Annotated in this window: 17 protein-coding genes; 15 read left to right on the top strand and 2 right to left on the bottom strand. The window is 59.0% G+C overall.

All coding sequences use genetic code 11. The annotated features are described in order from the left end of the window. Nucleotides 1–420: 420 nt before the first annotated feature. Nucleotides 421–1503: an iron-containing alcohol dehydrogenase family protein gene (locus DW112_RS05305; protein ID WP_118328498.1), complete on the bottom strand. Its 1083-nt coding sequence runs from the start codon at nt 1501–1503 to the stop codon at nt 421–423. A 509-nt stretch (nt 1504–2012) separates the two neighbouring features. On the opposite strand from DW112_RS05305, the gene ileS reads away from it, so the two are divergent. From ileS to DW112_RS05360, 11 genes are all read left to right on the top strand, one after another. Beyond that, nucleotides 2013–4790: an isoleucine--tRNA ligase gene (gene ileS, locus DW112_RS05310; protein WP_369831566.1), complete on the top strand. Its 2778-nt coding sequence runs from the start codon at nt 2013–2015 to the stop codon at nt 4788–4790. 292 nt (nt 4791–5082) lie between these two features. After that, the gene (gene lspA, locus DW112_RS05315) at nt 5083–5610 is read left to right on the top strand and encodes a signal peptidase II (RefSeq protein ID WP_233524891.1); all 528 of its coding nucleotides are present in this window, start codon (nt 5083–5085) and stop codon (nt 5608–5610) included. Continuing rightward, nucleotides 5610–6623, top strand: coding sequence for an RluA family pseudouridine synthase (locus DW112_RS05320; RefSeq protein WP_118328499.1), 1014 nt, complete (start codon nt 5610–5612; stop codon nt 6621–6623). The genes lspA and DW112_RS05320 overlap by 1 nt, the downstream gene beginning before the upstream one ends. Before the next feature lie 82 nt (nt 6624–6705). Continuing rightward, entirely contained in the window at nt 6706–8001 is a 1296-nt protein-coding gene (locus DW112_RS05325) for a glycosyltransferase family 2 protein (protein ID WP_117786779.1), read from the top strand. A gap of 81 nt (nt 8002–8082) precedes the next feature. Beyond that, the gene (locus DW112_RS05330; RefSeq protein ID WP_118065349.1) at nt 8083–8505 is read left to right on the top strand and encodes a prepilin peptidase; all 423 of its coding nucleotides are present in this window, start codon (nt 8083–8085) and stop codon (nt 8503–8505) included. Between the two features lie 31 nt (nt 8506–8536). After that, entirely contained in the window at nt 8537–9784 is a 1248-nt protein-coding gene (locus DW112_RS05335) for a deoxyguanosinetriphosphate triphosphohydrolase family protein (protein ID WP_117757600.1), read from the top strand. Between the two features lie 60 nt (nt 9785–9844). After that, on the top strand, nt 9845–11194 hold the full coding sequence (locus DW112_RS05340; protein ID WP_199585325.1) for a replication-associated recombination protein A: 1350 nt from the start codon (nt 9845–9847) through the stop codon (nt 11192–11194). 100 nt (nt 11195–11294) lie between these two features. Then, nucleotides 11295–11882, top strand: coding sequence for a hypothetical protein (locus DW112_RS05345; protein WP_117639347.1), 588 nt, complete (start codon nt 11295–11297; stop codon nt 11880–11882). After that, nucleotides 11875–12252, top strand: a complete 378-nt coding sequence (locus tag DW112_RS05350) for an ATP-binding protein (protein WP_117736300.1) — start codon at nt 11875–11877, stop codon at nt 12250–12252. The genes DW112_RS05345 and DW112_RS05350 overlap by 8 nt, the downstream gene beginning before the upstream one ends. Before the next feature lies 1 nt (nt 12253). Continuing rightward, the gene (locus tag DW112_RS05355) at nt 12254–13045 is read left to right on the top strand and encodes an RNA polymerase sigma factor SigF (RefSeq protein ID WP_117635146.1); all 792 of its coding nucleotides are present in this window, start codon (nt 12254–12256) and stop codon (nt 13043–13045) included. Beyond that, a complete protein-coding gene (locus DW112_RS05360) occupies nt 13042–14454 on the top strand; it encodes an AI-2E family transporter (RefSeq protein WP_118065355.1) in 1413 nt (470 codons plus the stop codon). The genes DW112_RS05355 and DW112_RS05360 overlap by 4 nt, the downstream gene beginning before the upstream one ends. 6 nt (nt 14455–14460) lie before the next feature. Here the strand turns inward: DW112_RS05360 and DW112_RS05365 are convergent, their stop codons facing one another. Next, nucleotides 14461–14700 (bottom strand): hypothetical protein, encoded by a 240-nt coding sequence (locus DW112_RS05365; protein WP_089571736.1) that lies wholly within the window; start codon nt 14698–14700, stop codon nt 14461–14463. A gap of 197 nt (nt 14701–14897) precedes the next feature. Here DW112_RS05365 and alaS point away from each other — a divergent pair, with 197 nt between their 5' ends. Genes alaS through DW112_RS05385 form a run of 4 tightly spaced genes read left to right on the top strand, consistent with a single transcriptional unit; the run spans nt 14898 to nt 19848 of the window. Continuing rightward, the gene (gene alaS / locus DW112_RS05370) at nt 14898–17555 is read left to right on the top strand and encodes an alanine--tRNA ligase (protein ID WP_118065357.1); all 2658 of its coding nucleotides are present in this window, start codon (nt 14898–14900) and stop codon (nt 17553–17555) included. Nucleotides 17556–17572: 17 nt separating this feature from the next. Continuing rightward, a complete protein-coding gene (ruvX, locus tag DW112_RS05375; protein ID WP_089571740.1) occupies nt 17573–18001 on the top strand; it encodes a Holliday junction resolvase RuvX in 429 nt (142 codons plus the stop codon). Next, nucleotides 17994–19349, top strand: a complete 1356-nt coding sequence (gene mltG / locus DW112_RS05380; protein ID WP_233539075.1) for an endolytic transglycosylase MltG — start codon at nt 17994–17996, stop codon at nt 19347–19349. The genes ruvX and mltG overlap by 8 nt, the downstream gene beginning before the upstream one ends. Nucleotide 19350: 1 nt before the next feature. Further along, on the top strand, nt 19351–19848 hold the full coding sequence (locus DW112_RS05385; RefSeq protein WP_118065361.1) for a YqeG family HAD IIIA-type phosphatase: 498 nt from the start codon (nt 19351–19353) through the stop codon (nt 19846–19848).

Consider the following 19848-nt stretch of genomic DNA (forward strand, 5'->3'; position numbering starts at 1 on the left):
TGCCGTTTTCCAGCGTACGTGCGTACACACTCCACAGGAATTCTAAGGGGCCTGCCCCCTTAGCACACGGACTTTGGAATAAAGTCTAGTGTTTTACGCCTTGCCAGAGGTGTACAGGCTCTCGGTATGCACGTACGAAGCAATTGCCATCAATGCCCCATATAAGTGGCGATCAAGTTCGCATAAAGCGACCTTGATCCCGCAAAACAAAAGGCAGGATACCATCACCACGATGATACCCTGCCTCTGTTCGTTCCTGTTTGCCGTTCCGAGTAGTCCTTCCGCAGAATTTCCGATAAACAAAAAACGTACCCGAACCCTTTCTCGTAAAGAATCGGGTTCGAGTACGAACTGAATGCTGGAGCAATAAACAACCACCAGAAAGGTGCCTGTCTCCTTTGTGGTTGTTTTGGGCCAGTCCTAGAGCGTGTGGCCGTAAGCGTCGGCGGCCTTGATGGCGGCGGCGAATTTCTCGTCGGTGAAGGGCTCCGGGTTGCCTTGCTTCCATTCGTTGGTGGCGTGCGCGTACTCGCACAGGGCAGGGATATCAGCCTCGGAAAGCCCGACCTGCTCAAGCGTCACGGGCAGGCCCATCTGATTGTTAAAGGCGGCGTAGCGCTCAAGGTTCTCGGTATCGCCCGTATAGGCGAACAGTACCAGCACACCCAGGCTTACGACCTCGCCGTGCAGGTAGGAGCCCTCGCGCGGAATGCTGCAGGAAGCGTTGTAGAACGCGTGCGCCACGCTCGAGTTGTAGTAGTAATCGTTTTGGTTGGTCAGGTTGGAGACGTAGCCCGTGTTGACCACGATGTCGAGCGCGATCTGCTTGACGGCTTCGGTCGACTGGTCCTGGCGCACGTCCTCAAGACCCTGGACGCCAAAGGTAAACAGCGGCTCGGAGCAGGTGTGGGCGAGTGCTAGGCCAAGGCCTGCCGTGTGCTCCAGGTTGCCGGCGCTCGTGGCGTACTCGACCTCGGGCTGCTTGGACAGGGCATCACCCACGCCGGCCCAGAAGTACTCCGCCGGAGCCTCGGCGATGATCTTGGGGTTGATAAAGATATGCGCAGGTCGGTTAGGGTACGAATAGCCCTCGAGCGAGCCGTCGTCGTTGTAGACAACGGCAATGGCGGTCGCGGCGGAGCAGTTGGAACAGATCGTCGGGACGGTGAAGACGATCTTCTTGAGCTCAATGGCAGCGGTCTTCACGGTGTCGAGCGCCTTGCCGCCGCCGCATGCGATGAGCACGTCGGCTTCCTGGCAGGCAGGGGAGTTTACGACCTTGGCGATATTTGCGCGCGTACTGTTGGTGCCGTAGACGCGCGTCTCCAGAATCTCGACGTCGGTACCTGCCAGCGCAGCTTCGATACCGGGAAGTGCTGCGGCCAGTGCCCGCTTGCCACCGATGATCGCGACCTTGGTCGCTCCGTACTCGGCCAGCGCGCCGGGTAGCTCGTCAAAGCAGTCTTCGCCGACGGTATAGTCGCTCATTCCAATTGTGCGCATAGGTACCTTCTTTCCTTCGATAAAGTGCTTTCAGGTATTTTGCTCCAAGTGAGTGCTTGCGACCGTGAGAAATTTCTAAAGTATGAAACCGATGTTGAGGGTTTTTCGCCGGCGTTGACCATGCTAACATACAGCACATAAGCGTTGATGGGGACGAGTAGTCGGCCGTCCGTGTGCTACAGAGAACGGGGAGCGCTGAGAGCCCGTGCATGCGACCGATGAAAATCACCCCGGAGCTGCGGTCCCAACGGGCGCGCCGCACAGGCACGTCTTAGTAGACATCGCCGAGATGGTCGTCGATACAGACCAGCCGAGTAACGGATGCGAGCGCGCGAATACGCGGGCGAGGGCATCTAAGCTGGGTGGTTAAACGAAGAGCTTTTGCGGGCGTGCAGCCCGTTTGTGGCGCTTCGTCCCAGCTTGTAGGGACGGGCGCTTTTTTGGTGCCCAGAGGGCGTGCGCGCCCATGACAAGAAAGGGGTACCGTGGCAAACGAGTACAAGCAGACGATGAATCTGCCCAAGACCGGTTTTCCCATGCGTGCCGGTCTTTCCAAGTCCGAGCCCAAGCGGCTCAAGGACTGGCAGGACAACAAGGTCTACGAGCAGGTTCTGAAGAAGAACGAGGGTCACAAGAAGTTCGTGCTGCACGACGGTCCTCCGTACGCCAACGGCCCGATCCACATCGGCCATGCCATGAACAAGATCTCCAAGGACATGATCAACCGTTACTGGATGATGCAGGGCTATGAGGTTCCCTATGTCCCCGGTTGGGACTGCCACGGCCAGCCGATTGAGCACAAGGTCGAGGAGAAGCTCGGCACCGAGAAGTTCAACCAGACCTCCACGGCTAAGATCCGTGAGCTCTGCAACAAGTTCGCTGTCGAGAACATCGAGCTGCAGAAGGCCGGCTTCCGTCGTCTGGGTGTGCTCGGCGACTGGGACAATCCCTACCTGACGCTCTATCACCAGCACGATGCCGCCGACATCGAGGTCTTTAAGGCCATGTTCGATAAGGGTATGATCTATCGCGGCCACAAGCCGGTTCACTGGTGCAAGCACTGCCATACCGCGCTGGCCGAGGCCGAGATTGAGTACTCCGACGAGACGAGCCCGTCCATCTTCGTGCGCTTTGAGATGACTTCCAAGCCCGCCGGCCTCGAGGACTTCGACGGCCCGGTCGACTTTATCATCTGGACGACCACGCCGTGGACCATCCCCTCCGACCAGGCCGTTTCCCTCAAGCCCGGCGCCGCCTATGTCGCCGTTGAGCACGAGGGCCGTGCCGAGGTCATGCTCGAGGACCTGGCTCCCAAGTGCTGCGAGGAGTTTGGCTGGGAGTACACCCCGGTTATGGTCGACGGCAAGCCCTATGTGGTTCCCGCCGAGACCTTCCACCACATCCACTACAAGCAGCCGATCTTTGACGGCGTTGAGGGCGTGGCGCTGCTGGCCGATTACGTCGGTGTCGATGACGGTACCGGTATCGTCCACAACTCGCCCGGCCACGGCGTCGACGACTACTTTGCCTGCCTCAAGGAGGGCATCACCGACATCTGCATGCCGGTCGACGACGACGGCAAGTTCTACACCGGTGAGGAGTTTGGCACCGGTGGCCCCTTCAGCGGTATGGATACCGACGAGGCCAACCCTCACATTATCGAGTTCCTGCGTGAGCGCGGCACCCTGGTCCTCGAGAAGAAGATCACGCACAGCTATCCGCACTGCTGGCGCTGCAAGCACCCGGTGCTCTTCCGTGCTACCGACCAGTGGTTTGTCTCGATGGACAAGACTGGCTTGCGCGAGCAGGCTGGCAAGGAGGTCCGCGAGAACGTTAAATGGTATCCGGCGCATGCCGCCAACCGCATTGGCGCCATGGTCGAGCAGCGTCCCGACTGGTGCATCAGCCGTCAGCGCAACTGGGGCGTGCCTATCCCCAGCTACACCTGCGCCGACTGCGGCGAGAAGGTCATGAACGACGCCACGCTCGACGCCGTCATCAAGCTCTTCCACGATAAGGGCTCCGACGCCTGGTTCACCGACGCTCCCGAGAGCTACCTGGGCGAGGCCTGCGTCTGCCCCAAGTGCGGCGGCCATCACCTCAAGGCCGATAAGGACATCCTCGACGTGTGGTGGGATTCCGGCGTTTCCTGGAAGGCCGTCTGCGAGTACCGTCCCGAGCTGGAGTATCCGGCGGATGTGTACCTCGAGGGCTCCGACCAGCACCGCGGTTGGTTCCAGAGCTCGCTGCTTACCTCGGTGGGCGCCAACGGCCACGCTCCGTACAAGGCGGTCGTCTCGCAGGGCTTCACCCTCGACGGCCAGGGCCGTAAGATGTCCAAGTCGCTTGGCAACGTCATCGACCCCAATAAGGTCTGTGACGAGATGGGCGCCGACATCATCCGCCTGTGGGTCGCCTCGGTCGACACCAGCTCCGACGTTTCCATCGACCACGAGATTCTCGCTCGTACGTCCGATGCCTACCGTCGTTTCCGCAACACGCTGCGCTTCCTGCTCTCCGAGCTTGAGGGCCAGTTTGAGCCCGAGACCGACGGCGTCGCTTTTGCCGACCTGCTGCCGCTCGACAAGCTCATGGTTGCCCGTCTGACCCAGGTCCAGGCCGAGGTCGACGATGCTTACTCTTGCTACGAGTTCCCGCGCGCTTACCGTGCGCTTTACGACTTCGTGGTTACCGAGCTTTCCAACGTGTACCTCGACGCCCTGAAGGACCGTCTGTACTGTGAGAAGCCCGGCTCGCTCGAGCGTCGCAGCGCCCAGACCGTGCTCGCCGAGCTCTTCTCGATGCTCATGCGCGACCTGCAGCCGATCTTGTCCTATACGGTCGACGAGGCCATGGCCTATGCGCCCGCCGGCTGCGTCGATCACCAGAAGTACGCCGCGCTGCTCGATTGGTACAAGTCGCCCATCACGGTCGACGAGGCCAACGAGTTTGAGGGCGTGCTCGAGGCTTCACTCGAGCTCCGTAGCGTCGTGACCAAGGCCCTTGAGGATGCCCGCTCCGCCGGCACCTTCACCAAGAGCCAGCAGGTCCGCGTCAAGGCGGTCGTTCCCGCCGAAATGTATGCGCTGCTGACCGGCGACAAGGCCGTCGACCTGGCCGAGTTCTACATCGTCTCCGATGTTGAGCTTACCCAGGGCGAGGAGCTTTCTGTTGCCATCGATGCTGCCGAGGGCGAGTGCTGCGACCGTTGCTGGAACTACCGCACCACCGTCGGCGAGTACAACGGCCACGCTCACATTTGCAAGCGCTGCGCGAATGCCCTTTAAGGCACGGTAACTCGGCATTTTATTTATAGGGAGAATTTAGGCGCCTTCGGTCCATTTGCTCCGCTGAAGAAAAGCGACATTCCGTTATCCGGAATGCCGCTTTCTTTTATGCTGGTTATTTATCTGACGTTAGCGAATGTGTCGTGCGCTCTGCGTGTGGCAATATAAGATGGTTATTTGCGTTAAACGGAATTTGATTATCTGAGGGTAGGGGATTTCTTTGGGTCGTGGTGCGGATATGACGCCGCCTTTGCGTTGGCGGTTGGGTGTTGCTGGTGGGGTGGCGTTGGTTGTGCTGCTTGTTGACCAGCTGACCAAGCTTGCGGTTCGTGCCGTGGGCGACGCCTTGCATGTGACCGTCATCCCCGGTGTTTTCGACTTTATGTTTGTCCGCAATATCGGTGCTGCCTTTAGCATGGGCGAGGGGCATGGCATCGCGTTTGCCGTGCTGGCGTTGGCGGTCATTATCGCTATTGCCGTGTACCTCGTTCGTGCACCTCAGCTCGCCCATCTTGAGGTTGTGGGCATGGCGATTGTTGCGGGTGGTGCTATCGGCAACGCTATCGATCGTTTGGCCTTTGGCTTCGTGACCGATTTTATTGCCACCACCTTCATCGACTTCCCCGTCTTCAATGTGGCCGATATCGGCATTACGGTCGGTGTGGTGCTGGCGCTCTTCGGTTACATGTTCTTGAGCCCCGCGGCTCGTGAGGTCGATGCGACCGCCGAGCTTAACGCCCGTGACGAGGCCCGCGCCAAGCGCAAGGCTAAACAACGTGGGGAGCGTGCCCGCAAGATTCGCGAAAGGACTGAGCGCTAATGGCCGACATCCATATCCTTGTTGCCGACGATGCCGCTGGTCAGCGTCTTGACGCCTATCTGGGCGCCAATGACGGCTGCCCTACGCGCTCTGCCTGCGCACATCTGATTGAGGGTGGGGTCGTAGTGGTCAATGGCGAGACCTGCCTGTCCAAAAAGTACGCCGTGCGAGCCGGTGACCGTATTTCGGTTGATTTGCCCGAACCGCACGATCCCACCGACGTGATTCCCGAGGCCATCCCGCTCGACATTCGCTATGAGGACGACTACCTCATCGTGCTCTCCAAGCAGCGCGGCCTGGTGTGCCATCCTGCGCATGGTCATGAGAGCGGTACGCTCGCGAATGCGCTGGTCTATCACTGCGGTATCGACCATCTGGGCACCGTGCAGGGCGAGGACCGCCCCGGTATCGTACATCGTTTGGATCGCGATACCTCGGGTCTTATGCTTGCGGCAAAGGACGACGATACCCAGCGCGCGCTCCAAAATCTTATCCGTACGCGCACGCTCGACCGCCGCTACATTACGCTCGTTCACGGTCATATCGCCATGGATGAGGGCACCATTAACACCGGCATTGCCCGTTCTACACGTGACCGTGTCAAGATGGCGGTTTCCGATGATCCTTTTGCGCGCCAGGCCATCACGACCTTTAAGGTCCTTGAGCGCTTTGATTCCACGCGCTTTGATGACGGCTATACGCTCGTTGAGTGTCACCTGTTTACCGGTCGCACGCATCAGATTCGCGTGCACATGCGCCATATCAACCACGCCTGCGTGGGCGATCCGCTCTACGGTAAGTGCGATGCGCGTGCCGATCAGGGTCTGACCAGGCAATTCCTCCATTCCTGGCGCGTGGCGTTCGATCATCCCGTGACGGGAGAGCGCATTGAGTGCCGCGACGAGCTGCCGTGGGATCTCGCCGCCGTCCTCGACGACTTAGCCCCGCGTTCGCTTGGTCGCACTACTGCCGGCGACGAAATCGTACCGCAGCTCGGTCTGCTCGAAGCCTAGCCAGTATTAGGTGGTTTCTTGAACTCGGTAAGCCTGCGGTAAGATATACGGTTGTTTACGTAACGCGTTCCTGGGAGCCTGCATGCTCGCCTTTTTACAAACCAACACACCCATCGTGATCTTCAACCAGATTGTCGTCACGCTGCTCACGGTCTGCTTCTTGTACCAGGTGGTCTTCTTTGTCATCGGTGCTCTCCGCGGCGAGGTCGCGCCTCCCAAGGCCAAAAAACTCCACCGGTATGCCTTCTTTATTGCAGCACACAACGAGGAGGCCGTTATCGCCAACCTCGTTCGCTCCATCAAGGACCAGGATTATCCGTCCGAGCTCATCGAGGTCTTCGTGGTCGCCGATGCGTGCACCGATAACACCGCGCAGCTCGCGCGCGAGGCGGGCGCTGTCGTGTACGAGCGAAACGACCTGGCCCGTAAAGGCAAGAGCTGGGTCATGGACTTTGGTTTTGACCGCATTCTTAACGAGTATCCCGATACCTTTGAGGGCTACTTTATCTTCGATGCCGACAACGTTATCTCCCGCGATTACGTCTCCAAGATGAATGACGCCTTTGACCAGGGCTTCCATGTGGTCACAAGCTACCGCAACTCCAAGAACTTTGGCAGCTCGTGGATCTCGGCTGCCAACGCCACTTGGTACCTGCGCGAGGCGCGTTTCCTTAACAACGCGCGTAATATCTGCAAGACGTCCTGCGCCGTATCGGGTTCGGGCTACCTTATCTCGGCTAGCGTTATTGAGGGCATGCACGGCTGGCAGTTCCATACGCTGACCGAGGATATTCAGTTCACCACGTTCTGCGCTATTCACGGCATTCGTATTGGCTATGCGCCGGCGGAGTTCTTTGACGAGCAGCCTGTGACGTTTAAGGCGTCCTGGAAGCAGCGTATGCGCTGGACCAAGGGCTTCTACCAGGTGTTCTTTACCTACGGTAAGCATCTGGTCAAGTCGACCTTCCGCTATCATCGTTTTGCCGCCTACGACATGTTTATGACGATTGCCCCTGGTATGCTGTTATCGCTGATTTCGATGCTCGCCAACGCCACGTTCCTGATCGTCGGTGGTCTTTCGCATGGCTTTTTGGCTACCGAGGTTGAGATGCAGGCTTGTGCCGCCTCGCTCATTATGACCTTCGCGATGATGTATCAGACCTTCTTTATCCTGGCGCTACTTACGACCATCTTCGAGTACAAGCACATTCATTGTGCGCAAAAGTGGCGCCTGGTGACCAACCTGTTTACCTTCCCGATCTTTATGTTCAGCTATATCCCCATCACGGTGGCTGCGTTGTTCCTGAAGGTCGACTGGGTCCCGACGCAACACGCTGTCAACGTTACCCTCGACGAGGTCATGCAGGGCGCTAAATAACCACCACCAAAACCACCACGAAGGGGACAGGCACCTTTGTGGTGGTTTTTGCTTTTGAGTGACTGCCACGGGAGGTGTTCAATGGTCTATATTCCCTTTTGGATCTGCGCCTTTGCCGGTGCGGTGATTGATGTCCGTGAACGGCGGTTTCCCAACGCGCTTGCCGCCGCATGCGCCGTGGCGGCGTTTGCAGGCGTTTGGCTGGACAGGGGCTTGAACACGGCGCTTGACCACGCCGGTCCTGCCGTTATCGTGTGCCTTTCCCTTGTGCTGACCGAGTCGCTTTGGCGGCGTTTCCGCCAGGCCCCCGGCATCGGCATGGGGGATGCCAAGGCGCTTTTCGCGCTTTGCACGCTCGACCCTCTGGGCGGCATCGTGGCATTTGCCGTCGCGCTCCTGGTCCTGGCCCTCTCCTGCCTCTTTACAAAATCGCGCTCCCTGCCTTTGCTCCCGTTTTTGGTGCCGATATTTGCCATAATCGAGGTCGTGGGCTGGACATTGTAACCGATTGCGCATCCTTTTTAAGGAGCATGCCATGGCAACTAATCAAGAAACGGCCGTCATTAAGGCGCGCATGGACCGCATTCCCGCGGCGTTGTTGCCCGAGCTGGTCGAGCGTATCGCCGCCGACCGCGCCTCGGGTGTCGTTAATCCTTATCGATGCTGCGACGACCAGGTCATTCGTCGTATAGATCGCGCTGCCGACAAAGGCACGCTTATGCGTCCGGCGTTTATGCGCGATACCGAAAAGATTCTTCATCTTCCTGCGTACACGCGTTATGCAGGCAAAACGCAGGTCTTTAGCTTTCGCAGCAACGACGACCTGTCGCGGCGCGGCCTTCATGTGCAGCTCGTCTCGCGCATTGCCCGCGATATCGGCCGTGCCCTGGGCCTCAACTGCGATTTGATCGAGGCGATTGGCCTGGGCCACGATTTGGGCCACACGCCCTTTGGCCATGCCGGCGAGCGTTTCCTCAACGATATCTATCACGAGCGTACGGGTCGTTATTTTTTCCATAACGTGCAGTCCGTCCGCGTGCTCGACGCGCTGTACGGCCGCAACGTGTCGCTCCAGACGCTCGACGGCGTGCTGTGCCATAACGGCGAGTACGAGCAGCGTGTCTTTGAACTCTCGGACATGGCGTCGTTTGACCAGTTCGACCGTACCGTCGAGGACTGCATTGCCACGGGCTATGGCGCGATCGAGCACCTGCGCCCCATGACCCTCGAGGGCTGTGTGGTGCGTATCTCGGATATCCTCGCCTACGTTGGGCGCGATCGCCAAGACGCCATCGCGGCGGGCCTGTTGTCACCCGACGCTTTTGACGATGGCCTGGGCGGGGCTTACAACAGCTGGATCCTCACGCACGCTTCTATCGATATCGTTGAGCATAGCTACGGCAAACCGCGTATCGAGATGAGCGAGGACCTGTTTGAGGAGATCCGCCGGGCGAAGCGCGAGAACTACGAGAAGATCTATAGCAAGGGCGGTATCGAAGGCGATTCTGAGGCAGAGTTGCGTGAGGCCTTCGAAAAGCTCTACGACCGTTGCCTGCAGGATCTAAATAAAGGCGACGAGTTCTCTTACATCTTTAAGCATCATGTTTCGCGCATTGAGCAGCAGCTTTCCTACTACGATCGCACGTATGCCTGGCAGGACGACAAGGATCAGGCCGTCGTCGATTACATCGCAAGCATGACGGATGGTTATTTCTGCGAGCTGACGAGCAAATTGTTCCCAGGTCTAAAGTTTCCGCACCGCACCTATATTAACGAACGGTAGTTCGTATCCTTTCGGTATACTGTTGGTCAACAACGATTTTGATTAATGCACGGGATGGCTATGGACGACCTTTTTTCTGCTTCGACGCGCGAGCGCTCCTTTAAAAATGCGCCGCTTGCGGTGCGTATGCGCCCCAATTCGCTCGACGAGTATGTGGGCCAGCAAAAGGCCGTCGGTAAGGGCTCGTGGCTGCGCGCCGCGATTGAGCATGACGTGCTGTCGAGCGTGATTCTGTACGGCCCGGCTGGCACGGGCAAGACGACGCTGGCCCACATTATCGCCAACCATACCAAGAGCGAGGTTGTCGAGGTCAGCGCCGTGACGGGCACTGTGAAGGACCTGCGCCGCGTAATCGATGAGGCTAAGACCCGTCTGAACACCTACGACCGCCGCACCATTCTATTCATCGATGAGATTCACCGCTTCTCTAAGTCGCAGCAGGATGCCCTGCTGCATGCAGTTGAGAACCGTACCGTCATTATGATTGGCGCTACGACGGAGAACCCGTACTTCGAGGTCAATTCGGCACTGTTGTCGCGCGGACGCGTGGTGGAGCTTGAACATCTGAAGGATGAGGATATCGCCACGCTTATTGAGCGTGCGCTCGAGGCACCACAGGGCTTGAACGGAAAGTTTTCTGCCGATGATGATACGGTCAAGACCATCTGCACGCTGGCCGCGGGTGATGCGCGCTCTGCCCTGACGACGCTCGAGCTGGCGAGCGAGATTGCCGTCACGCGTCCCGATACCGAAGGGACGCCAGCGCCGGCGGCGGGGGAGCGTTATCCCATCACCGTCGATGACGTGAAGATTGCCAACCCGCGCCGCGGTTTTTCGTATGACAAAAACGGCGACATGCACTATGACATTACCAGTGCGTTCATCAAGTCCATGCGCGGCAGCGACCCCGATGCCACGATCTATTGGCTCGCGCGCATGATTGACGCGGGGGAGGATCCTAAGTTTATCGCCCGTCGCATTATGATTCAGGCTTCTGAGGATGTTGGCAATGCCGATCCGCAGGCACTTTTGGTGGCACATGCCGCGTTTAAGTCTGCCGAGGTCATTGGCTATCCCGAGTGCCGCATTAACCTGGCTCAGGCTGCACTCTATGTGTGCTTGGCGCCTAAATCCAACGCGTGCGAGGCTTCGATCGATGCGGCGCTGGCCGATATCCACTCTAGTGGGCTTCGCGAGGTGCCGAGTTATCTACGCGATCGCCATCGCCCGGGCAGCGATGAATACGGTGTGTATAAGTATCCGCACGATTATCCCGAAGGCTGGGTCGACCAGCGCTATTTGCCCGAAGGCTTAGAACGCGGTGCATTTTGGCAGCCTGCCGGCCGCGGTTGGGAAGAATGGCGCGTAGAGCAAAGCGAACGCGACCGCAGCGGGAATGCACCGAAGTAGCTGCTGATAATTTTGTCCCACGTTGCTGCTCTTGGCATGTTCGGTCCCCTTTGGGGTACCATGGAAAGCGTTTGTATTTCGATTCCTTTGGGAGGCTTGTATGAGTCCCATTCAAATCGCCTTGCTGCTGCTTGCCGTTGCCGGCGTGTGGGCTATCGTTGAGCTTGCGCTCACCCTGCGCAAAACCCGCACCGTTGTCGACTCGCTCGACAAGACGGTAACCGACCTCAACAATACGATTGCCGAGGCGCAGCCCGTGGTGGCAAAGCTTGATGGCGCCGTTGACGAGCTTACGCCGGCACTTGCCCAGATGGAGCCGCTCCTCAAGTCGAGCAAGACTGCCGTTGATGCTCTGACGTCTAACCTCGTTGAGGTTGAGGCGGTCGTTCGCGACATTTCCGAGGTCACGGGCAGCGTGGCCGAGGCCAGCAATGCCGTATCGAGCGTGACTGATTCTGCTGCTGGCGCCGTGCAGAAGCTCTTCAATAAGGTGAAGGCTCCTGCAGCCGACGCCGATCGCAAGCTCGCCGCTGCCGCTGCCGAGGCCGAGCAGCCCACTGAGCGCGTTCTGATTGGCGACGACGATGCCGCTGCTGACGACGATGATGTTCAGAAGCCCGCTGCTAAGCCTGCTCAGTATTACACCTATACGCCTGCCGAGACCTCCGAGGAGTCCTGCGATGAGTAGCGAAGCAACCTGCCCCATTACGCTGAGCGTTGCTGGTGATCCGCGTCTCGCGCGCTTGGTGCGCATGACGGCCGCCAACGTCGGCGCCCTGTGCTCTATGTCCGTCGATCGCATCGAGGACATTCGTATGGCTGCCGAAGAAGCCTTCATCTTTGGCTGCACGGCTGTTGATTCCGACGATATCTCGATCAAATTCGATGTCGACGAATCGCATGTGGGCATGACCTTTACCTTTGGCGACCAGGCGACTGTCGATGAGGATGACCAGGCTGCCGTGTATGCCGAGCTCATTTTGGCGAGTGTGTGCGACTCCTACGAAAAGACTACAGCGCCCCTAACGCTTTCCCTCGACCTCAAGGCGGATATCTAATATGACCGAACGCTCCCGGAGCGGCAAGACCGCTTGGGACAAGGAGAAAACCCGCGAGCTGTTTCGTCGTTATAAGGAGACCGGTGATCCGGATGCTCGCGAGCAGCTCGTCATGTCCCATATGAACCTGGTAAGGTTTCTTGCCAACAAATTCAAGAATCGCGGCGAGCCGCTCGATGACCTTTTGCAGGTCGGGTACTTGGGCTTGCTCAAGGCAATCGACCGCTTTGATCCCGAGCGCGGACTCGAGTTCACGACGTTTGCCACGCCCACCATCTTGGGCGAGATTAAGCGCCACTTCCGCGACAAGGGCTGGAGTGTGCGCGTGCCGCGTCGTCTGCAGGAGCTCTCTGCCAAGGTTAACCAGGCCACCGACAAGCTCACCAACGAGCTTCAGCGTTCGCCCAAGGTTGAGGAAATCGCCGATTACCTTGGCGTAACCGTCGACGAGGTGCTCGAAGCCATGGAATCGTCCTCGGCCTACACCTCGGTGCCCATCGAGGCTCCCGGTGCGTCCGATTCCGATGATGCGCCTTCGATTCTCGATCGCTATGCCGACGACGACAACGAGCTCGACTTTACCGATGACCGCCTGGTAATCGAGGAAGCTATCCGCGATTTCTCGCCGCGCGAGCGCGAGGTTATCGAGCTGCGCTTCGTTAAGGGCATGACCCAGATCGAGATTGCCAAGAAGCTTGGCATCTCGCAGGTGCAGGTCTCGCGCCTGCTGCGCCGCACGCTTAAGAAGATTCAAGATAAGATTGATCCCGACGGAGTGATGGTTCGTTCATGAGTGAGCACCCCCAACAAATCGACCGCACGCTTCGCGATACCCGCATTCTGACGCTGCGCATTTGGGGCGTCGTCGGCTGCATTGTCATCGCTGCCGTCATCTTTAACCTTATGGGCATCCTGGCACCGGTCATCGAGTTTCTCGCTGTCGGTTCCATCATCGCTTTTGTGATGTCTCCGATCACCAACTGGCTCGAGCATCACGGTGTCGGACGTGGCCTCGGTTCGCTCATCGCACTCATTGTGGTTGTTGCCGTGCTCGTTGGCGTCGTCTGCATCCTATCGCCTATTTTGCTCGGTCAAATCATGGAAGTCCTGAGCCGCCTGCCCGAGCAGCTTCGTGTTGCGGGTGGCGATCTCAACGAGATGCTCTCGCACGCTAAGACGCTCAACAACACGCCGCTCAAGGAGTATCTGGACGACAATCTTTCTTCGTTGGTTACCGTAGCGTCTAAGTACGTCTCGCAAATCGCTGCTGAGCTCGGCCGCGGTGTGTTTCCGCTCATTACCAACACGGCCTCGCAGCTGTTCGTCATCTTCCTGGGTCTGGTGCTTGCCTACTGGCTTGCCTGCGATTATCCCCGCATGCACCACGAGGTCTGCACCATCATCGGGCAGGAAAAGGAGACCTCGTACCGCTTTATGGTGGCCATCCTTTCGCGTTCGGTCGGCGGCTACATGCGTGGCATGGTCATCACATCGATCTGTGGCGGTTTTCTTGCCTTTATTGGTTTTACGATCATCGGCCATCCGTATGCAGCACTCATGGCTATCTTTACCGGCATTATGCACCTGGTTCCGGTTGTCGGTCCCTGGGTGAGTGCGGCGATCGCCACGGTGCTCGGCTTTATGTTCAGCCCCATGCTGGCGTTGTGGACGCTTGTCGTGACCATGGTGGCTCAAAACGTCACCGATAATGTCATTTCGCCTAAGGTCATGCAGAGCTCGGTGCAGGTGCATCCCGTTATGAGCCTGACGGCTCTCGTTATCGGTTCGGCACTCATGGGTCCCATCGGCATGGTTATCGCCATTCCGCTGTGCGCGGCCCTCAAGGGCATTTTCGTCTACTACTTTGAGAACGAGACCGGGCGTCAGCTCGTGGCATACGATGGTGCCGTGTTTAAGGGCACTCCGTATCGCGATACCGAGGGTAACCCAGTTGCCGCCTACGACGCGCTTGGCGACGATACGTTCATCTATGAGTCCGAGCTCATCGGCAACGAGACCGCGCCCGAGGCCCAGGCCATGCCCAAGCCCGAGCTCGATAATCCCTGGATTAAGCTCTCAGGCCTGCAGCCCGACGCGACGGGTTTCTTAAAGAACCCCTTTGCCAAGGACGACGACACAAGCTCTGACGACGACACCAAAACCGGCATCGACGGCTCCATGGACGATTCGGATTCCAAATAGGCCCTGTTAGCGTTTCTTGATGTTGTAAATAACAATAAACGCGATCAAAGCGATTGATAAGGGGCCAGCCACATAGAAAAAGATGGCGTCAATTGCGCTTAGGGTGTAATACGCTTTATCGCCAGATGTTACTGCGTACAATGCGTAGCCAAATCTCGGCTGGTTCACATACCAGCTCGAGTAAGCGAAGATTGCTAAAAGGGCTACCGAGGTTAGTGCATTCACGACAAACCGTTTGCTATTCATCGATCGCTCCTTCCGGACGATTCTTATATGCAATTATACCGAAATCATTTTTTTTCAAAGTATTTGACAGACCTAAATAACGTGCACTTTCGCTGGAGGGTCGCTGTTTGGCGGCCCTCTTTTTTGCACAGGCGCGGTGGGATGGTAATATCGTTACGTTTGAACTGTTTCGATGTGAAACCGAGGAGATTCCCTCTATGAGTGCTGACTACCCGTCAATGACTACGGCCGAGATTCGCTCTAAGTTCCTCAACTTCTTTGAGGAGCGCGGTCTTAAGCTCTATCCTTCTTCGTCCCTCGTCCCCGACGATCCTTCGCTGCTGCTTGCCAACGCCGGCATGAACCAGTTTAAGGAGTATTACCAGGGCAAGAAGACCATGAAGGAGATCGGCGCAATCTCCTGCCAGAAGTGCGTCCGCACCAACGACATCGATTGCATCGGCGAGGACGGCCGTCACCTGTCCTTCTTTGAGATGCTCGGCGACTTCTCCTTTGGTGGCGTCTCCAAGCAGCAGGCCTGCGCTTGGGCCTTTGAGCTCATTACCAAGGAGTTCAAGCTGCCGCTCGATCGCCTGTACTTCACCGTCTTTACCGAGGACGACGAGACCCATGACGTGTGGCGCTCCCTGGGCGTTGCCGAGGATCACATCTCCCGCCTGGGCGAGGACGACAACTTCTGGGCCGCTGGCCCCACCGGCCCCTGCGGTCCGTGCTCCGAGATCTACTTTGACATGGGCGAGGAGGTCGGCTGCGGCAGCCCCGACTGCAAGCCCGGCTGCGACTGCGACCGCTTCCTGGAGTTCTGGAATCTCGTCTTTACCCAGTACGACCGCCAGGAGGATGGCTCCATGCCGGAGCTGCCGCACCGCAACCTCGATACGGGCATGGGTCTGGAGCGCATGGCCGCCATCATGCAGCACAAGACCGCTAACTACGACGGCGATCTGATGCAGCACCTCATCAAGCTGGGCGAGAAAATCAGCGGCAAGACCTATGACGCCGACGATTACTCCGGTGCTAGCCGCTCCCTGCGCATCATCGCAGATCACTCTCGTGCCGTCGACTTTATGATCTCGGACGGCATTCTCCCCGGTAACGAGGGTCGCGAGTACGTCCTTCGCCGCCTGCTCCGCCGCGCCGTGTTCCACGGTCGCCTGCTGGGCATCGAGGGCGCCTTCCTGACCAAGTTCATTGACGAGGTCAACGCCCAGATGGGCGAGGCCTATCCCGAGCTGCTCAAGAACGTCGCGCTCGTTAAGGGTATCGTCGCTTCCGAGGAGGAGCGTTTCTCCACGACGCTCGACAACGGCCGCGTCTACCTGGACGAGGCCCTGGCCGCGCTTGCCGAGGGTACTGTCCTTCCGGGCGACGTTGCCTTTAAGCTGCACGACACCTTTGGTTTCCCCATCGACCTGACCGTCGAGATCGCCGGCACCGCCGGTCACAACGTCGATATGGACGGCTTCACCGCTTGCATGGAGGACCAGAAGGCCCGCGCTCGCGCCAACGCCAAGGGCGATGCTTGGGGCAGCTTCAACGACGTGTGGGTCGAGCTTTCCGACAAGGTTGCCGCGACCGAGTTCGACGGCTATGACAACGATGTGATCGAGGGTGCCAAGGTTGTCGCCATCGTTCGCAACGGCGAGTCCGTCGAGTCTGCTTCCGCCGGTGAGGACGTCGAGGTCGTGCTCGACCGCACCCCGTTCTACGCCGAGATGGGTGGCCAGCAGGGCGATGCCGGTGAGCTTTCCGCCGAGGGCGTTGCGCTGACTGTTGCCGACACCAAGAACCACAATGGCCTGTATGCTCACGTCGCGCACGTTGCCGAGGGCACACTGACCGTCGGTGCTACCGTGACAGCCGCGCTCGACGCCGAGCGCCGTGGCTTCCTGCGCCGCAACCACACTGCCACGCACCTGCTCGACGCCGCGCTTAAGCAGGTCCTGGGCGAGCATGTCTCCCAGGCTGGCTCGCTGGTGACGCCCGAGCACCTGCGCTTTGACTTCACGCACTTCGAGGCCCTGTCCTCCGAGCAGCTCAAGGCTGTCGAGGACCTGGTCAACCAGCAGATCTTCGCTTCCAAACCGGTCGTGACCCGCGTCATGGGCATCGACGAGGCCAAGGCCGCCGGTGCTGTCGCCCTCTTTGGCGAGAAGTACGGCGACGTCGTCCGCGTCGTCTCCGTGGGCGCCGAGGATCAGCCGTTCTCCCGTGAGCTCTGCGGCGGTACGCATGCCGCCAATACTGCCGAGATCGGCCTGTTCAAGATCATTTCCGAGTCCTCTACGGGCTCCAACGTCCGCCGTATCGAGGCCGTGACCTCCAAGGGCGCTCTCGACTACATGGCCGACCGCCTGGCGCTCGTTGACGCCGCTGCCGCTGCGCTCAAGTGCCGTGTTGACGAGGTTCCCGCCCGCGTGGAGAACCTGCAGGCCGAGCTGCGCGAGACGTCCAACAAGCTCAAGAAGGCACTCACCGGTGGCTCCTCCGACGCTATCTCTGGCGCCATCGAGGGCGCTGTCGAGCTGAACGGCTACAAGCTCGTCGTCGCTGAGCTTCAGGGTCTTGAGGCTGCTGACCTGCGCAATGTGTGGGATACCGTGCACCAGAAGGTTGCCGGCCCCGTCGCCTGCGTCGTTGCCAGCGTTACCGAGAAGGGCACCCCGGCCCTGCTCGCCGCCGGCTCCGATGACGCCGTGAAGGCCGGTTTCCACGCCGGCAACGTGATCAAGCAGATCGCGGGCCTGGTCGATGGTCGCGGTGGCGGTCGTCCCAACATGGCCCAGGCCGGTGGCAAGAATGCTGCCGGTATCGCCGATGCCCTCGCGGCCGCCAAGACCGCGCTCGGCGCCTAAGAACCTAAGTAGTCGCTGTGGTCGCGCTCGCACTGGACATAGGGGAGACCAGGATTGGCATTGCCGTCTCGAGCCGTGATGGCAAGATGGCGATGCCTGTCAAGGTGCTTCCGGCTGCCGAGGTCACTGGTATGGCAAAGACGTTTCGCTACCTGGTCGAGGACTATGAGCCCGATATCCTGGTAAGTGGACGTCCCTTGACCATGGCAGGTGAGCCCGGCCCCCAGGCCGAGCGCGTCGCCGCAGTGGCCCAAAAGATTGCCGACGAGCTCGAACTTCCGCTGGAGTTTGAGGACGAGCGTCTGTCCTCGCAGGAGGCCAAGCGAATCCTGCGAGAGCAGGGACTCAACGAAAAGCAGATGAGGGGCAAGATTGACATGATCGCCGCCAGCCTGTTCTTGCAGACATGGCTCGATCGTAAAAACGAGGAGGTTTCGCATGCCTAGCGCTTCCGATCCGCGCCAGCAGAATCGTACACGGCAGCCTGCGCCGCGCCCTGCTCAGCCTGGCCAGCGCCCGGCGCAGCCGACGCAGCGTTCGGCTCAACCTGCTCAGCGTGCCGCTCAACAGCCCGCAGCTCGTCCCGCGCAGCCCGCTGGCGGCGCTCGTTTTAAGCAGCAGGCTCCTGCCCAGCGCACGCAGGGGCAGGCCCGGCAATCACGCCCCCACGCACATCATGCTCATGGCTCGCACGGCGTTGCTCCGGCCACGCGCTCGAGCTATAACACGCATGCCCGCCGTGGCGTCCAAAAGAAAAGCTCTCCGGTGCCTATGATTATCGGTGGCGTCATCGCCGTGCTTGCGCTTGTCGCGATCGTTTTCTTTGTTGTGCCGGCCGTCAAGGGCTTCTTTGCCGGCGAGGATGCGAAAGTCGCTGCTGGCCAGCAAGTTACTATTACGATTCCCGATGGCGCCTCGGGTGATGCCATCGCTTCGATTCTCTCCGAGAACCATATCGTCGAAGACCCCAAGGATTATTACGCGGCGGTCAAAAAGCTCAATGCCGATATGTCGCTTAAGCCTGGCACCTACTCGTTTACCACGCTCATGGACGCGACCAAGGTTGTTCAGCAGCTCATGGAAGGCCCCAATGCGGGCTCCGATGCACTGACTATCCCTGAGGGCCTGACGGTCGACCAGGTCGCCGATCGTGTGGCCGCGGCATACGACAGCATTTCTAAGGAAGATTTCCTTAACCAGGCCAAGGCGAGCAATTATGTGAATGATTACGCTTTCCTTAAAGACGCTGCAAACGATTCACTCGAGGGCTTCCTATTCCCCAAGACCTATTCGTTGGGTAAGGACCCTTCTGCCGATGATGTGATTCGCGCCATGCTTGACCAGTTCAACACCGAGTACAAGTCGCTTGACTTTGCGAGCTGCGAGGCCAAGATCAAGGAGCGCTATGGCGTGGAGATGTCCGATTACGACATCGTTAACCTTGCCTCGATCGTCGAGCGCGAGGGCCTCAACGCCGATCAGCGCGCGCATGTGGCATCGGTTTTCTATAACCGTCTGGCGGGCAAGCTCGATGGCCTGCGTTACCTCAATAGCGATGCGACCATGATGTATGTCACCGGCGGAGAGGTTACCGCCGACGACCTGCAGAGCGATAGCCCGTATAACACCTATAAGCACGAGGGCCTGCCGCCCACGCCCATCTGCTCTCCGTCGCTCGAGGCGCTCAAGGCCACCCTTGAGCCGACCGACTCCGATGACCTGTATTTCTACATTACACAGGACGAGGAGTACTTCTCGCAAACCTACGAAGAGCATCAACAGTCTTGGAATTAGCATGAGGATTTTTAGCCCCAAACGATACGTTGCCTCGGTCGATCGCATCGACCTTGATACCCTGTGGGCCGACGGCAAACGCGCCATTCTGCTCGATCGCGATAACACCCTGGTGCCGCGCGACACCGAGCAGGTTCCCGCCGCGGTTTCCGCTTGGCTTGACGCCGCCCGCGCCAAAGGCTTTAAGCTGTGCATGGTGTCCAACAACTGGCATCGCGACCAGGTCATGAGCTCTGCACGCGAGCTGGGACTCGAGGCCATTAGCCACGCCATGAAGCCGGCGCCGTTTGCCCTTAAGGCGGGTCTTAAGCGCCTCGGCGCCACGGCCGACGAGGCGGTACTGATCGGTGATCAGCTCTACACTGACGTGTGGAGTGGCAATTTAGCCGGCGTCGATACCATCCTGGTAAAGCCGCAGGCGACGCAGGACCTGTGGTATACGCAGATCTTCCGTATTTTTGAGCGCCGGGCCCTGCGCGACCTTCCCTGCGAGGAATAG

It is taken from the genome of Collinsella sp. AM09-41 (genome assembly GCF_003473245.1).
Lineage (GTDB): Bacteria > Actinomycetota > Coriobacteriia > Coriobacteriales > Coriobacteriaceae > Collinsella.

Coding starts and splice junctions, on each gene's coding strand:
- DW112_RS05385 (WP_118065361.1), top strand. CDS start 19,351: ATGAGGATTTTTAGCCCCAAACGATACGTTGCCTCGGTCGATCGCATC.
- DW112_RS05320 (WP_118328499.1), top strand. CDS start 5,610: ATGGCCGACATCCATATCCTTGTTGCCGACGATGCCGCTGGTCAGCGT.
- DW112_RS05305 (WP_118328498.1), bottom strand. CDS start 1,503: ATGCGCACAATTGGAATGAGCGACTATACCGTCGGCGAAGACTGCTTT.
- DW112_RS05335 (WP_117757600.1), top strand. CDS start 8,537: ATGGCAACTAATCAAGAAACGGCCGTCATTAAGGCGCGCATGGACCGC.
- DW112_RS05350 (WP_117736300.1), top strand. CDS start 11,875: ATGAGTAGCGAAGCAACCTGCCCCATTACGCTGAGCGTTGCTGGTGAT.
- DW112_RS05325 (WP_117786779.1), top strand. CDS start 6,706: ATGCTCGCCTTTTTACAAACCAACACACCCATCGTGATCTTCAACCAG.
- DW112_RS05355 (WP_117635146.1), top strand. CDS start 12,254: ATGACCGAACGCTCCCGGAGCGGCAAGACCGCTTGGGACAAGGAGAAA.
- DW112_RS05340 (WP_199585325.1), top strand. CDS start 9,845: ATGGACGACCTTTTTTCTGCTTCGACGCGCGAGCGCTCCTTTAAAAAT.
- DW112_RS05360 (WP_118065355.1), top strand. CDS start 13,042: ATGAGTGAGCACCCCCAACAAATCGACCGCACGCTTCGCGATACCCGC.
- DW112_RS05330 (WP_118065349.1), top strand. CDS start 8,083: ATGGTCTATATTCCCTTTTGGATCTGCGCCTTTGCCGGTGCGGTGATT.
- ileS (WP_369831566.1), top strand. CDS start 2,013: ATGAATCTGCCCAAGACCGGTTTTCCCATGCGTGCCGGTCTTTCCAAG.
- DW112_RS05345 (WP_117639347.1), top strand. CDS start 11,295: ATGAGTCCCATTCAAATCGCCTTGCTGCTGCTTGCCGTTGCCGGCGTG.
- alaS (WP_118065357.1), top strand. CDS start 14,898: ATGAGTGCTGACTACCCGTCAATGACTACGGCCGAGATTCGCTCTAAG.
- mltG (WP_233539075.1), top strand. CDS start 17,994: ATGCCTAGCGCTTCCGATCCGCGCCAGCAGAATCGTACACGGCAGCCT.
- DW112_RS05365 (WP_089571736.1), bottom strand. CDS start 14,700: ATGAATAGCAAACGGTTTGTCGTGAATGCACTAACCTCGGTAGCCCTT.